Source organism: Paenibacillus sp. L3-i20 (assembly GCF_022180385.2).
In the GTDB taxonomy this organism is placed as follows: Bacteria; Bacillota; Bacilli; order Paenibacillales; family Paenibacillaceae; genus Pristimantibacillus.
On the sequence record NZ_BQME02000001.1, the window covers coordinates 155,284 to 169,894 of the forward strand.

Consider the following 14,611-nt stretch of genomic DNA (forward strand, 5'->3'; position numbering starts at 1 on the left):
CCCCAATTAGTTGCCAATACGATCCGCAATCGGACCAAGAACCTCACGTTGCTTCTCAATCAGCTCTTCTATGCCCGCTTCCGCTAGCGCAAGCAATTGATTAAGTTCCTCACGTGAAAATGGTGCATCTTCACCTGTTCCTTGAACTTCAACAAATTTGCCGTTGCCAGTCATAACTACATTCATATCGACCTTAGCTTTAGAATCTTCCTCGTAGTTTAGATCTAGAAGTGCACGCTCTCCAATAACGCCTACGCTGACAGAGCCCAGAAAATCTGTAATTGGATATTTTGCAAAATTCGTTTTTTCCGAAATTTTATGAACAGCAATCGCCAAAGCGATAAATGCCCCTGTAATGGAGGTAGTACGAGTGCCGCCATCTGCTTGAATGACGTCGCAATCAAGTGTAATTGTACGCTCACCCAATGCTTGCAAATTAACAACTGAACGCAAGGCTCTGCCAATGAGACGCTGAATCTCCATTGTGCGTCCAGTCAATTTCCCTTTGGAAGCTTCACGTTGATTACGGGAATGTGTTGCGCGAGGCAGCATCGCGTATTCCGCAGTAATCCACCCTTTGCCTTGTCCCTTCATAAACGGAGGGACGCGCTCTTCAATGCTCGCGGTGCAAATTACCTTCGTATCGCCAACCTCGATTAGTACAGATCCTTCTGCATGTTTATTTACGTTCGTTGTTATTGTGAGCGGCCGAAGTTGATTCGGTTGCCGACTGTCATTTCTCATTAAAGTGTGCCTCCTGAAAGTAAAATCCAATTTCAATCCTATTCATTTTAACAAAGTGGCTGATGAAATGCACCCACGTAAAGACGAACCAGACAATTGCCCGGTTCGTCAGTACATTTCTATCTATTTATTGATGACTAAGATTTTAATGCATTGACATGATGAGGTCTGCCAACAGGCTCGCTGTAAGATTTATTTTTTTCATCTACTAAGTTCGTTTCACCATTCACACGTATTTGCACAGTGTCAGAATCCGTGTTTTCCGTTAATGAAAGAACAAGTGCATCCAGCATTTCCGAAGGAATCTGCTGCCCCGTTTCATAAGCATCATCTTGCAGATCGATCGTTACGACTCCGTTCTTCTCTACAATTTCTTTCACTTTCACATCTGGCATAATGACGCTTGTTAGCTCCTTTTTATTAAGCGGGCCTGCAAGCAGTTGCTCCATTGCAGCATGTGCAGTGGAATCTGAACGTGCAACAAGGCGAGTTACTGGAACATAGTATTGTTCTTGGTTAAGCGTCTGTGCAGAGAAATAAAGCGTTACCGGTGATGAGTTCGAGACATTAACACCTTCCGCTGTTTCTAGGTTAATACCGATGGCACGTGTAAGTTTACCTTCAATTGGGTATGCGGCAACAGGCATTTCTTGTAGCAATTCGCCTTCCACAGAAAGCTCAACACCTTCGATTCCCGGCATCGCTGTCAAAGTCCATGTAATCGCCTCTACAATCGCTCTTTCGTCTTGGAGGTTATAATCGACAAATGAATTTGAGAAGTTTACTTTGGCGACCTTCTGTTCCTTGTCGTATTGATAGGACAACACTTGTGTCCCTTGAGGTATAAGCGCTCGGAAATCGGCAGGCAACAAGGACGCGTATGCTCCGTTATCTACCATCATTTCGAGTGCCTTCTGAGCGGCAGTTTCATTTTCACCGAGTGTCAAAGGTACGGCTACTGGTGCAACATATCCATTGATATCCTGCAAATAAATCGTCATGTTCGACCCAGTTTTACCAGTAGGATCAACCTGTCCTGTAGGTTCTCCCTCCACTTCTTCTGTTACCTCAACTTTTGGTGGATCAATCGATTTGCTCGTTTGCTGAGAAAACAATCCGCATCCCGCGGTAAGAACAGGCAGCACCAGAATAGCAGCTAAGGCAGTATGACGAATCCATCGTTTTTGAATCATTTTTACATTTCCTCCCCAATTGATATTAGCCTTTCGGCTTTGTACAACTCCTCATTTGTAGTATTATGTATACGAGCCCTTCCCTTTTTTAGACCAGTTTTGTCCATAAAATCATTAGGGGGAAATACAACGATGAGTAATTCCGAAATCTACAGCCTTAACAGCGGTAAAGTAGCAGCAGCAACAGACGAATGGCTGGCCAAACGAGGTGTGACGAAGCTTGCTATTGCTGAGCTTGTTCACTTCTTGCAGAAGGATTATTTCCCCGGATTAACTCCAGAGGATTGTATCGTCCATGTCGATGCGGTATTGTCAAAACGTGAAGTTCAGAATGCAGTACTTACCGGCATCCAGCTAGACATCTTGGCGGAGGAAGGTAAGCTAATAGCACCTCTACAAGACATGATTAAACATGACGAAAGCTTGTACGGCTGTGATGAAATATTGGCTCTTTCCATCGTGAATGTGTATGGCAGTATTGGTTTTACCAACTTCGGTTATATTGATAAGCTTAAACCGGGTATCCTCGTTCGCCTGAATAGTAAATCTGATGGGGAAATACATACGTTCCTTGATGATATTGTAGGAGCAATTGCCGCTTCTGCAGCCAGTCGGATTGCCCATCGCAAGCAAGCAGAACGCGAGAACGTTACAACACCGCCTCTCGATTAAGCAATGCAACATTAAACTTCTTTGAAATACGAAAGAGCTCCAACGACGTCCATCTAAAACGGGCATCATTGGAGCTCTTATTTGTTTATACTTCCTATATAATTATTACGTTTGTTGCAGCAGCGTTTTGTTCGGCAAATAATGCAAAGTACGAACGAAGCGGACTGTTTTTGTCTTCGCTCTCATTACAATAGAATGTGTTTCGGCACGTTCATCAGGGAAATAACGCACACCACCGAGAAATTCTCCAGGCGTAACTCCGGTAGCAGCAAATATAACATCCTCCGTACCAACCATGTCGTCCATCGTCAAAACACGATACGGTTCTTCAATTCCCATTTGAATACAACGTTCATATTCAGCAGCATCTGCTGGCATAAGACGAGCTTGCAACTCACCGCCAAGACATTTAAGCGCCGCAGCAGCAAGGACACCTTCAGGGGCCCCACCCGATCCAACATATAGATCAATACCAGCTTCTGGGAAAGCAGGGGCCATTGCTCCTGCCACGTCTCCATCTGATAAAAATTTGATTCTCACACCTACTTTTCTAAGCACCTTTATTATTGCATCATGACGAGTGCGGTCCAATATCATGACAGTTAGATCAGACACCTTTTTATTTAGCGCATCAGCAGCTTTTTGTAATGTAATCTCCATTGGGTCCGATATACTGAGCTTGCCAACAAGAGCTGGTCCGTAAGCCAGCTTCTCCATATACATATCCGGTGCATGAAGTAACTGCCCTTTTCCTGCAACCGCAATAACAGACAGTGCATTATTTAATCCTTTAGCAACAATGTCCGTTCCTTCCAGCGGATCTACCGCTACATCCACTTCAGGCCCATTCAAGCTACCAACCTCTTCACCAATGTATAACATTGGAGCCTCGTCCATTTCACCTTCACCAATTACAACTGTTCCCCTGATCGATACGGAATCAAACATAGCTCTCATAGCGGATGTAGCCGCACCATCAGCGCTATTCTTATCACCTCTACCCATCCATGGAGCGGAAGCAAGTGCTGCCAATTCCGTTACACGAACGATTTCCAATGCCAATTCTCTTTCCATTTTCAGCACTCCCTCGTAAATCCAATTCGAATGATAGGATTATATGGTTTATTTAATACGTATTATATCTATTAATATGTATCATATATTTTAATGTGACGCAATATATGTTTGATTTTCTTCATTAAATCATCACTATTGCGGGATATTTCACCAATTTGTTCCTCATTGTACAATTACAAAAAAAATAACCCGAGGATTCGGGTTATTTGATCATTTTTGAACACACTTATTCATTCTGTCGAGAATATAAGAAGATCATCGATACGCTTTGAGTGTACTAAACCTTGTTCTTCCAAATGAAATAGATGCGCAAGCGTCTCAGACATTGCAAACCGAAGATTATGGGGATTGTCACGCAACCTGCCCCCGAACAAAGATTCACATAGATCAAATGCGTTACGTGGTTGCTCGGACAACTGCTCGACCATTCCCTTAAGTCTTCTTGCATGATGTGCTTGCAGCTCAATAATTCGACCTTGAAAATCTGTAAACGGATCTCTATGCCCGGGAAGTGCTAGTTTGACTTCATAAGACTTCAGTTCTTCTAAGCTTTGTAAGAATGCCGCCAGTGGATCTCTCTCTTCACCAGGAACAACGCTTACGTTAGGTGTAATACGAGGCAACACCTGGTCTCCGCATATCATCCAACCCCACTCGATCTGATAGAAGCATAGCCCGCCGAATGCATGACCCGGTGCATCAATAAGCACCCAGGATACTCCGCCCAGCATAATCGATTCGCCCGCTTCAATATAGCTCACCTTCGGATGCGGCGATACTTTTTCAATAAAGCTTGCAAGATTATCCGCAATGGAGTCCATTACATGCGCTGGCATGCCATGTTCCAAATAAAGCTCTCGTAAAGCAGCGGGATAGTCACTCTCTTCTCCCCATAGCCGCAGAGCATACTGATGTGATCTTTTTGATATGTAAACTGAACATCCACTTTTCATTTGCATATATCCAGCTAATCCATAATGATCCGGATGTTGATGAGTTAATACAATCCGTGCAATACTATTCCATTGAATATTGTATTGCTGCAACACTTTATCCCACAGTTCTATTGCTTCTACCGTGCGCAAACCGGGATCAATAATTGTATAACCTTCCTGCTCAGGGATAACGTAACTATTAATCCACTTTAACGAAAACGGAAGTGGAATCTTTACTTGCAACCATCCATTTGCTAGAGTAGTAACTTCATTCATCATTGTGCCTTCCCCACCATTATCATTCGGGGTGAATGTTCTCGATCATATGCTGATCCATCATAATTGCCATACACTACTGCAAGTCCAAGACCTTCCTTAACAAGATGTTGCTCGAACCATTCCAGTGGTAACAATCGTACCCGCTCCAAGTATTGTCTTGTCCGCTCCGTATCATTTGATTCGGATACTGTAATTTCTTTTTGTACCCAGCCATCAACTATCGTGCGAACTTCTACAATTGTAAGTCCACTTTCCTCATCCAATCGTTCGGACCTTGGAACAAGATTGTTTGCTACGTAATTGGGATTAAGAAAGTCAATTAAGAAGGAGCCACCCTCTTTCAGTACTCTTCGAATATTGCGCAGAACCTTTACATTGTCTTCCTCTACGGAGAAATAGCCAAACGAGGTAAACAAGTTTACGGTAGCATCGTAAGTGCTATCCGAAAATGGAAACTGTCGCATATCTCCTTGTACCCACTCCACACTTCCCTCGATGTCATGCTTTTTTGCTTCATCTAGAAGCGTTTCCGACAAATCCAAACCAGTCACAGCGAATCCAGCCCCATTTAAAGCTAGTGCATGCCTGCCCATCCCGCATCCTACATCAAGAATGCTAGCTCCTTCTGGCAGCTCTAGCCACTGAGCCATCTTTCGAACCTCCTGACTCGCATTATTCCAATCTCTATGTTTATAAACGATCATATAGTCGCTGCCAAAGCTCTGTTCATACCACGGTTTCATAACGATTAGCCTTCTTTCTTCGTTGTTCCATTTCTAATGAAACTAGTTAAGATATCTTATCTTAGCATATTCCTTCGCAGTTGGCGCAAACTAAGGAAGCTTGTACCATGGACAATTCGGCATATTTTTTTGTATTAGGAGGCACTACATATGAATGAGCGTATCCGCTTGTTATTTGCTGATGCGATTGATCTAAAAACCTATACGTTGCAAAACAGTGAGATGACGATCGAAATTGCATATATTGCCCCTCTCTGTGACGAAAAGATGATCAGTGACTTTATTACTGTTCCTTTTATTAAAGAAGAAGTTTCTTATCGTAATCATCTTGGTACCAACCCTCAATTTGTCAAAGTCGAAGATCCCGCTAGATGGCAAGATCTCATTTTGCGCGGAAATGTACTCCTTGAAAATGAAAGTGTTATTTATTCGTTATTTACTGGCGATGTTATTTGTAACCAAAGTCCTCAAACCCAAGTGGAAAATGCTATTCAAGGCCCGCAGCTTGCACTTAGTGAGGATCTAAATAAGTCAATTAATCTCATTCGCAGTATGTACCCATCTCCCGAATTAGTAATAGAAGAACATACGGTTGGCTATACTTCCAAAACTCCGCTCAATATACTTTTTGATCAGAGGCATGTCGATCCGTTTGTACTTGATAATGTCCGCTCAAAACTTTCTAAAATAAGCGTAGATATTGTTCAAGCTGCAGGTGAATTAGAGAAACTGATGGTTGGCAAAAAGCGCCATCTATTTCCTACTGTACTCATAACAGAAAGACCAGATCGGTTAGCAAGAGCGATAGGGAAAGGCAAGGTTGTCGTCCTCATTAAAGGCAGTATGTTTGCACTCATTATGCCCGCTGTTTTCTTCGATTTTATGCAAGCCATTGAAGATAACTACGAGGCGTATTGGATGACCCGATTTTTAATCTTTATTCGCTATTCCTCGCTTATATTGACGATCACACTGCCAGCACTTTACATATCCATTGTGTCATATAATCCAGAATTGTTTAGAGTTCAGCTTGCTTTTTCCATTGCTGCCAGCCGCTCTGCTGTACCTTATCCCTCGTTTATAGAGGTGTTTATTATGTTATTTATGATTGAAACATTGATAGAAGCCAGTACTCGGCTTCCACGTTATATTGGTTCAACTGCAACTACAGTTGGAGGTCTTATTTTGGGACAAGCTGCTCAGCAAGCAGGTCTAGTAAGTTCGATCATGATTATTGTCACTTCCGTTGTTGCCATTTCGAACTTTGTCATCCCAATCAATTCACTATCCTTTGCTGTTAGGTTTTTGAAATATCCGCTCATAGCTATCTCTATATTTTTTGGTATTACTGGCGTAGCTATTGGTGTTTTTCTGTACATTGCATATCTATGCAATCTACGCAGCTTCGGTAAGCCTTATTTCCGTCTGCACGGGGAAGTCAATCCTGCTGAAGGTGATATTGGGCAGGTGAGAATAAAGTGAGCCGCTACTTTTTCTATCATTTTCTGATGGTCAGCCTTATGAATTTACTGCTTTTTGTTCCACAAATATTAATCGAGCAGCGTACTTCTGGCGCTGTTGCATCGCTTCTTATTAGTCCGATCATTAGCGCTGTTTTCATCTATATGTTCACTAGTGCATTAAAACGATTCCCAGGTAAAGGCATACCTGAAATATTGAGCATGTTTATGCCGAAGTGGATTGTTTCTCCCATTATGTTGTTCTATGCCGTCATGTGGTGGTTTTCTACAACTTCCGTTGTCGTCGCTTATGCTGTATTAATTAATCGTTTCTTTAATCCAGACTCAAAAACAACGATTATTTTGTTGTTTTTAACTTTGGCAGCGGCATATGGTGCTAGTCGTTCCACTCTAACTGTAATGTTGATACTAGAGATCAGTATCATTATAAACACACCAATTATTTTGTTTATTCTGTTCAAAATGGTTCAAAACCCTCAATTGAATATGGATGCTATTCGAATTATTGCGAGCTATGTGAACGAAATGCCCACAATTACAACGATTTCAGCTGCAACCTTCATTTTTACCGGTTACATTAATCTATCGTTGTTTAATCGTTTAATGCCGCCAAATTTCCGAATTAAACATCGATGGATGTATCCATTGCTTGGTTTTTTTATTCTGCTCATTACGTTTTTTATTCCAATTGGTTTTCATGGAACGGAAGGTGTAGACAACTATATTTATCTTTGGACGGTTACGGCCGATTCGATTACGATGCAATACGGATTTATCGAAAGAGTATTGTTCCTGTTTTTAATCGTTTTTTTGAACTTAACATTAGTCTATACGATGATTGGTTTGCATGTAGCTATGGATTTTGTGAAAAGTGTATTGCCAAAATATAAGCCTGATCTGGACACTCCCCAGACACCAATCATTAATTATGTCTTGCTTGTCATTTTCACCTCTGCTACATTAATATATTGGTTTTTGAGCAATGAAAAACTCAATCTCATAATAACTACTAATTGGATGATCGTTCGATTTATTGCTGAAGTTTTCACCGTATTTATGGTTTTCTATTTAAGCCGAAGGAGGCAATCAACGAAATGAAGGATATATTACGATTAGTACTATTTCTGCTCATCCTTCTGCTTGTCGGTGGCTGTGGATTCAAAGATATTGATAAACGTTTTTTTGTTGTAGGTACAGGAATAGATTGGTCTGGCGATGAGAGCAAACCATATCGAATCACGCTTCAGCTTGCTATTCCATCACCCAAAATTGAACCAGGTGCCTCCAAAATTCAATATGAAACTATAGATGCTCCAAGTATTGCGGAAGGTATTCGCATGTTGAAATCATACGTGGACAAAGAGCTTGATTTCGGACATTGTAAAATGTTTATTATTGGTGAATCGTTCGCACGTAAAGATATTAGCAAACTCCTAGATTGGATGCTCCGCCGGAGGGATATTCAGAACGTTGCTAATCTTGCGGTTGGACGACCAACTGCCGAAGCCATTTTTCATGTGAAGCCCGTATCAGAAAGATATCCCGGCAATTCTTTGTTGTTGTCCTTTGGGGCTGATGGAACGGAGTCCTCCTATAGTTATGCAGAAACATTATCAGGATTTGCACGGCGTGTATCCGAAAAAGGTATCGATCCCATTCTTTCCATTATTACAAGTGATAACAACGACAGCTATATCATTAATCAAGTTGCTATGTTCGACAAAAAGAAAATAAAGCTCATTCTAACACCACTAGAAACTCAATTGTTTAATCAACTGTCTGATCATTTCACCAAAGCTTCCATGCATGGCATGGTTGGAGGTTCTCCACTTATCGTTGCGATCAATAATCTCCATTCAAGCTTTAAAATCAAAAATCAAAATGAGCAACCTCTGATCACAATGAAAGTAGGAATGGATGTTATATTCGAGGAAGCTCCAACGGGACTATTTGATATGGACTGGAAACCAATTGAACAACAGCTATCAGATGAATATGTCAAACAAAGTATAGCGTTGCTCAAAAAAATACAAGGGGCTAAGGTTGATCCCTTCGGATTCGGACTACGTTATCGTGCAAATCATCCAAAGGAGAGGAATGGTGATACGTGGGGGCATTTGTATGAAGAGGCGCAATTCAATGTTAAAGTAAATCTATCTATTCAGGGGACCGGTTTAATCAAATAATGGACAAGCCTTCTTATATAGAATGGCTTGCCCATCATTTGTAGATTATAACACCTTAATGGCTTATTTAAGCAGTAGACGATTAGTATTTCTAAGTTGTTCAATCGTACTTGCACCAATACCAAACATTGCTGTACGCAGTTCAAATTCGATTCTTTCAAATTGTAGCAATAAACTTTGGAGAGATAACTCCTTGTCCTCATTCGCTGCTTGCGGCAAAAGAATACGGCCGTATGCTGCATAATGAGCACCTAAAGCAATGGCCTTTGCTGCGTCTACACCGGTCCGTAAACCGCCGCTGGCTATAATAGATGTATTTGGTGCGTTTGCTTTTATATCAACTACACTTTCTGCTGTCGGGATACCCCAATCTTCAAAAGCTTCCGCTGCATTTCTACGAACTGGATCTTTTACGCGAAACTTCTCTACTTGACTCCAAGAAGTCCCACCTGCCCCTGCAGCATCAATGAATGATACACCAGAATCACTTAAACGACGAGCAGTCTCACCATCTATACCCCATCCTACTTCCTTCACTCCGACTGGTACAGTTACTTTCCTACAAACTTCCTCAATCTTTAAAAGCAAACCATGGAAGTTGGTATCTCCTTCTGGCTGGAAAACTTCCTGTAATGCGTTTAAATGGAGGACAAGCGCACTAGCTTCAGCTATATCAACTGCCCGCTGGCAGGACTCCACACCAAACCCATAGTTAAGCTGTACCGCTCCAATATTAGCGATGACAGGAATAGTAGGCGCTTCTTTTCGAATATAAAACGTTGGGGCTAAATCTTCTTTTTCAATAGCTGCTCGCATGGAACCTAACCCAATTGCCCAACCTCGTTCCTCTGCAGCGACTGCCAGTCTGCGATTAATAGCACCTGCCTCGTCAGTGCCTCCAGTCATAGAACTGACTAATAGGGGCGTTTCCAATGGTTGTCCGAACCATAGTGTATCTAGCTTCACATCATCAAAGGCAAGTTCGGGCAATGCCTGATGTTTAAATCTATATCGATCAAAACCAGTAGTAATATCGGTGCCGGTTACATCTTCTTGTAAGCAGATACGGATATGCTCTCCTTTTCGTTTTGCTGTATTTCCATCGTCCTGAATATTCTGATTCAAGATATTACCTCCGATTCATACCCCATCTTGAGGGTTACTTATATATAGGCTAACTGATTTATTTTCCAAAGAGATTTCCATATTTGGTTTAGTCATTGATTTCGTTTAACTAGATGATACATACGAAATTTATCCACTACAGCATAGCATATTTCTCTGTATTTCGCTGTCCGCAGCAATTTATGATCATTTCAATCATTTATTTGATAATACCAATCATTTTTATTGTGCAATCAGCAGTTTTCATTTACACTTAGATCATAGCATCATCACATTATTATTCGGATATTACTTCATTATAACTAATCAGGAGGAACAACCATGGACATTAAAATATTTGAAACAACAGAAAAACTTGATCAATACGCTGCTGAACTTTTTACAGAACTTATTATTAAAAAACCTAATGCGGTGTTAGGTCTTGCAACTGGATCGACACCTATCGGCATTTATGCCAAAATAGTAGAGAACCACAATAACAACAAAGTAAGCTTCAGCGGTGTGACAACGTATAACCTTGACGAATACGTAGGTTTAACACCCGACAACGATCAAAGCTATGCCTACTATATGAATAAACACCTATTCTCTCATATCGACATTCCTGCAATTCAGACTCATCTTCCTGATGGAATGGCAGAGGACCCACAAACGGAATGTGCGCGCTATGAAGCAATGATTACTGCTCGTCCAGCCGATATCCAACTCCTCGGTCTTGGTCATAACGGTCACATCGGATTTAATGAGCCTGACGAAAATCTCTCTGGCGCAACACATGTCGTGAAGCTAAAAGAAGAGACTCGCGAAGCTAACGCACGCTTCTTTGCATCAATGGATGAAGTGCCTACAGAAGCATTCACGATGGGTGTTGGCTCTATATTGAAGGCTAATACGATATTGCTTGTTGTCCGTGGGTCCGATAAGGCTCGAATTGTTAAAGAAGCGCTAACTGGACCTATTACGACACAAGTGCCTGCTTCCCTATTGCAGACACATCCAAGAGTTATCGTATTGCTAGATCAAGAAGCTGGAAGGATGCTGAGTTAAATGAAAAGTAACGCTTCATCTTGGAACATTGGCAATGTTAATGTCGTTCTTGAGAATGAGGTTGTAAAAGGAACCCTCTATGTAAAAGACGGAGTTATTGCAGAAGTTATTGCGGATGGGTCTGTTGGCAGCTCCGAACAACAAAGTGCGATTACTGTGGACGGCAAAGGAGGCTGGCTTCTGCCCGGCTTCATCGATGTGCATGTTCATGGCGGCTTTGGCGGAGACTTCATGCACGCTAATCGCAGTAGTTATGACCGTATTACTAAGTTTCATGCTTCCAATGGTACGACTGGAATGCTTGCAACAACTATGACTGCTTCTAAAGAAGCAATCGAAGCTGTTCTAAGTGCTGTTTCTGAGTATCAAAATGAATCTATGCCGTATGCATCATTATTGGGTGTGCATTTAGAAGGCCCATTCATTAGTGAGAAGTGGCCAGGAGCACAAAATCCTGTTTATATTTTGGATCCTCAGTTGGATTGGCTTAAAACTTGGACTGAGCAATATCCCGGACTAATTCGTTTACTTACACTCGCTCCTGAAAGAACAGGTGCTAAGGAAGCAATCGCTTGGATGGCTGAAGCAGGTATTATCGCTGCTGCTGGTCATACAGACGCTCTCTATGAAGAGATAAAGTCTGCTGCGGATGTTGGCCTTACTCATGCTGTTCATACTTATAATGCGATGCGGGGCCTTCACCATCGTGAGCCAGGTACCCTAGGTGCAGTATTGACCGATGACCGCATCTATGCTGAAATTATAGCGGATGGAGAACATGTTCATCCTGCTGCTATAGCGATTATGCTTGCTGCCAAGCCGCTTGAAAAGATCATTCTGATTACTGATGCAATTGAAGCAGCGGGCATGCCAGATGGCGTATACTCTCTCGGCGGTCTTGCTGTTGTTGTGAAGGAAGGGACCGCTCGTCTTCAAGATGGCAATGCCCTTGCAGGCAGCAGCTTATCAATGATTGACGCATTCCGCTATATGCTCACAAATACGAAGCTAACAGTCAATGAAGTTAGCCAACTAGCTAGTGCAAATCCAGCACGAGAACTTGGCATCTATGAACTTAAAGGTTCTATTGCTGTAGGAAAACATGCAGATCTAGTATTAACAGATTCCGAGTTCAACGTAGCTCAAACGTGGGTACAAGGACGCTCAGTATTTAGTAAATAATTGCTTAGTTAAAGACTTCCCTCTGGAGGCTTAGCTATCGTTTCACGGAGAAATATTAGTCATTTATAGGATAACAAATTTATAAATTCATTTATTTTAAACGTAAAGGCCAGCAATTCCATTTGTTATTGGAATTACTGACCTTTTTGTCTCTAATAGAGTATTTCTCGTTAATCAGTTATGTAAATAGATACATCATGACGCCCTAGTTCCTCTGCAACTTCTCCCGTTAAAGGCGAGTCCGTAATGACAGCACGGAGTTCTGACAACGCTGCAATTGAAAACAAGGAAGTCCTATTTGTCTTCGTATGGTCGAACACAGCATACGTTTCTTGTGATCGCTTAATGAGCGCTTTAGCTATTTGAGCCTCTTGCTCTGAATAGCTGGATATGCCGCCTACCGCTGAAATACCATCAATGCCGATAAACATTTTCCCAATGTGAAGTTGAGAAATCATCCCTTCACCAAGCGGCCCGCATAACTCAAAGCTGTTATGACGCATAATACCGCCTGTCACCACAACTTGAATCTGACTTCCAGCCAGCTCCATTGCAATATTCACAGCATTGGTTACGACTGTAATGCCTTTGCGTGACTTAAGCAGCTTAGCTAACAAAAAGTTCGTTGAACCACCTGACATGCCAATTACATCACCCTCAACGATAAGGGCTGCAGCCAGCTCGGCGATTTTTTCTTTCTCCAGAATGGACAAGCCTTCCTTCTCAGCGAAGTGAAGCTCTCTCATCGTGCCCATCCCATCATACATCGCTCCGCCAATCGTTCGGATGACAGGATAAACTTCCTCCATCTGCTCTAGATCTCTTCGAGCAGTAGCTTCCGAACAACCGAAGCGTTCAACTATCTCGGCTATCGTAATTCGGCCTTGACCTTTGAGCAGCTGCAAAATAGCTTCGCGTCTGCGTTGTCCTTTTGATCCATTTCCTTCAGTCATCTTCAACGCTCCACCCATGCTTTAGCCGACATCCGTTGTTCAACAACATCCCACTCCGGCAATGCTTCCCAGTCGCCGCGCATTTGAACAACTAACGAACCATTAATGCTCGCGAGTCGTACTGCCTCAACTGGCTGCATTCCCTTCATAATTCCAGCAAGGAAACCAGCACAGAAACCGTCACCAGCGCCAACTGTATCAACAACTTGTTCCGCAGGATAAAATGGAATAGATATCTCGGTCTCTTTGTCCAACACAACTGTAGAGTCGCCCATACCTTTAATAATTGTAATGGCCTTTAAATCGTTTAACCGTTTCTTAATGTCCGCATAATCATCCGTATCGTATAGAAGCTTTAGCTCGTCCCAACCCGGAAGGAAGTAGTCTGCATCTGCTGCCAGTGGAAGAAGGGTCTCTCTTGCTTCCTCAATGGACCATAGCTTCAAGCGCAAGTTCGGATCAAAGCTAACAAGTACACCAGCATCTTTAGCAATATCAATAGCACGGCGAATCGTCTTGCGACAATTATCACTTAATGCAGCAGTAATTCCTGTAACATGAAGCAACTTAGCTCCGCGAATATAGTCTTCATCTAAATCTTCAGGACACATTTGGCTGGCTGCTGAATGCTTGCGGAAATAATGGACCCCAAGCTTACCTGCAACATGCTCTCGGAACATCATACCTGTCGGTGCTTCTTTGTTCAATCTTGCTCTGGAGACATCTACACCTTCGCCTCGCAGCGCTTTCAAAATCAGTTTGCCGAATGGATCATCGCCAAGTGCTCCAAACCAACCAACAGAAGCTCCAAGTCGCGCTAGTCCAATTGCAACATTGCTCTCTGCTCCCCCAAAGCTTTGTTCAAGTGTAGCAGCACGCTCAATTGATTTATGCTCTTGTGGCATAAACAATGCCATAGATTCTCCAAATGTTACGATTCCAGGTGAACTTTCACGCACAACTTAATCCCCCTAATGGCTTGCAGATTCATTAC

Annotated in this window: 14 protein-coding genes; 6 read left to right on the forward strand and 8 right to left on the reverse strand. The window is 42.3% G+C overall.

All coding sequences use genetic code 11. The annotated features are described in order from the left end of the window. Nucleotides 1-6: 6 nt before the first annotated feature. Together rph and MFF31_RS00770 are read right to left on the reverse strand one after the other, a co-directional pair. Complete coding sequence (gene rph / locus MFF31_RS00765; protein WP_238186275.1) at nt 7-744, reverse strand: ribonuclease PH; 738 nt, start codon at nt 742-744, stop codon at nt 7-9. A gap of 137 nt (nt 745-881) precedes the next feature. Further along, nucleotides 882-1,937, reverse strand: a complete 1,056-nt coding sequence (locus tag MFF31_RS00770) for a GerMN domain-containing protein (RefSeq protein WP_238186276.1) — start codon at nt 1,935-1,937, stop codon at nt 882-884. Between the two features lie 132 nt (nt 1,938-2,069). Between MFF31_RS00770 and MFF31_RS00775 the strand changes: the two genes are divergently transcribed. Continuing rightward, a complete protein-coding gene (locus MFF31_RS00775) occupies nt 2,070-2,609 on the forward strand; it encodes a phosphatidylglycerophosphatase A family protein (protein ID WP_238186277.1) in 540 nt (179 codons plus the stop codon). A 105-nt stretch (nt 2,610-2,714) separates the two neighbouring features. Here MFF31_RS00775 and glpX read toward each other — a convergent pair whose 3' ends face one another. The 3 genes from glpX to MFF31_RS00790 form a co-directional block, all read right to left on the reverse strand. Next, nucleotides 2,715-3,683: a class II fructose-bisphosphatase gene (gene glpX, locus MFF31_RS00780; protein ID WP_238186278.1), complete on the reverse strand. Its 969-nt coding sequence runs from the start codon at nt 3,681-3,683 to the stop codon at nt 2,715-2,717. A gap of 233 nt (nt 3,684-3,916) precedes the next feature. Then, a complete protein-coding gene (locus tag MFF31_RS00785; RefSeq protein ID WP_238186279.1) occupies nt 3,917-4,900 on the reverse strand; it encodes an MBL fold metallo-hydrolase in 984 nt (327 codons plus the stop codon). Beyond that, the gene (locus MFF31_RS00790; protein WP_238186280.1) at nt 4,897-5,643 is read right to left on the reverse strand and encodes a class I SAM-dependent methyltransferase; all 747 of its coding nucleotides are present in this window, start codon (nt 5,641-5,643) and stop codon (nt 4,897-4,899) included. The genes MFF31_RS00785 and MFF31_RS00790 overlap by 4 nt, the downstream gene beginning before the upstream one ends. Before the next feature lie 150 nt (nt 5,644-5,793). On the opposite strand from MFF31_RS00790, the gene MFF31_RS00795 reads away from it, so the two are divergent. From MFF31_RS00795 to MFF31_RS00805, 3 genes are read left to right on the forward strand one after another with little or no spacing between them, the layout of a single operon-like run. Continuing rightward, complete coding sequence (locus MFF31_RS00795) at nt 5,794-7,125, forward strand: spore germination protein (RefSeq protein ID WP_238186281.1); 1,332 nt, start codon at nt 5,794-5,796, stop codon at nt 7,123-7,125. Then, on the forward strand, nt 7,122-8,222 hold the full coding sequence (locus MFF31_RS00800) for a GerAB/ArcD/ProY family transporter (protein ID WP_238186282.1): 1,101 nt from the start codon (nt 7,122-7,124) through the stop codon (nt 8,220-8,222). The genes MFF31_RS00795 and MFF31_RS00800 overlap by 4 nt, the downstream gene beginning before the upstream one ends. Then, complete coding sequence (locus MFF31_RS00805; protein ID WP_238186283.1) at nt 8,219-9,310, forward strand: Ger(x)C family spore germination protein; 1,092 nt, start codon at nt 8,219-8,221, stop codon at nt 9,308-9,310. Before MFF31_RS00800 ends, MFF31_RS00805 begins: the two co-directional genes overlap by 4 nt. Before the next feature lie 63 nt (nt 9,311-9,373). Here MFF31_RS00805 and fni read toward each other — a convergent pair whose 3' ends face one another. Further along, nucleotides 9,374-10,435, reverse strand: a complete 1,062-nt coding sequence (gene fni, locus MFF31_RS00810) for a type 2 isopentenyl-diphosphate Delta-isomerase (protein WP_238186284.1) — start codon at nt 10,433-10,435, stop codon at nt 9,374-9,376. 321 nt (nt 10,436-10,756) lie between these two features. Between fni and nagB the strand changes: the two genes are divergently transcribed. Beyond that, complete coding sequence (gene nagB / locus MFF31_RS00815; protein WP_238186285.1) at nt 10,757-11,482, forward strand: glucosamine-6-phosphate deaminase; 726 nt, start codon at nt 10,757-10,759, stop codon at nt 11,480-11,482. Beyond that, the gene (gene nagA, locus MFF31_RS00820; RefSeq protein ID WP_238186286.1) at nt 11,483-12,664 is read left to right on the forward strand and encodes an N-acetylglucosamine-6-phosphate deacetylase; all 1,182 of its coding nucleotides are present in this window, start codon (nt 11,483-11,485) and stop codon (nt 12,662-12,664) included. It abuts the gene before it with no gap. Nucleotides 12,665-12,834: 170 nt separating this feature from the next. On the opposite strand, the gene MFF31_RS00825 is transcribed toward nagA, so the two are convergent. Then, a complete protein-coding gene (locus MFF31_RS00825) occupies nt 12,835-13,617 on the reverse strand; it encodes a DeoR/GlpR family DNA-binding transcription regulator (protein WP_238186287.1) in 783 nt (260 codons plus the stop codon). A 2-nt stretch (nt 13,618-13,619) separates the two neighbouring features. Next, a complete protein-coding gene (locus MFF31_RS00830) occupies nt 13,620-14,576 on the reverse strand; it encodes a sugar kinase (RefSeq protein WP_238186288.1) in 957 nt (318 codons plus the stop codon). Nucleotides 14,577-14,611: the final 35 nt, after the last annotated feature.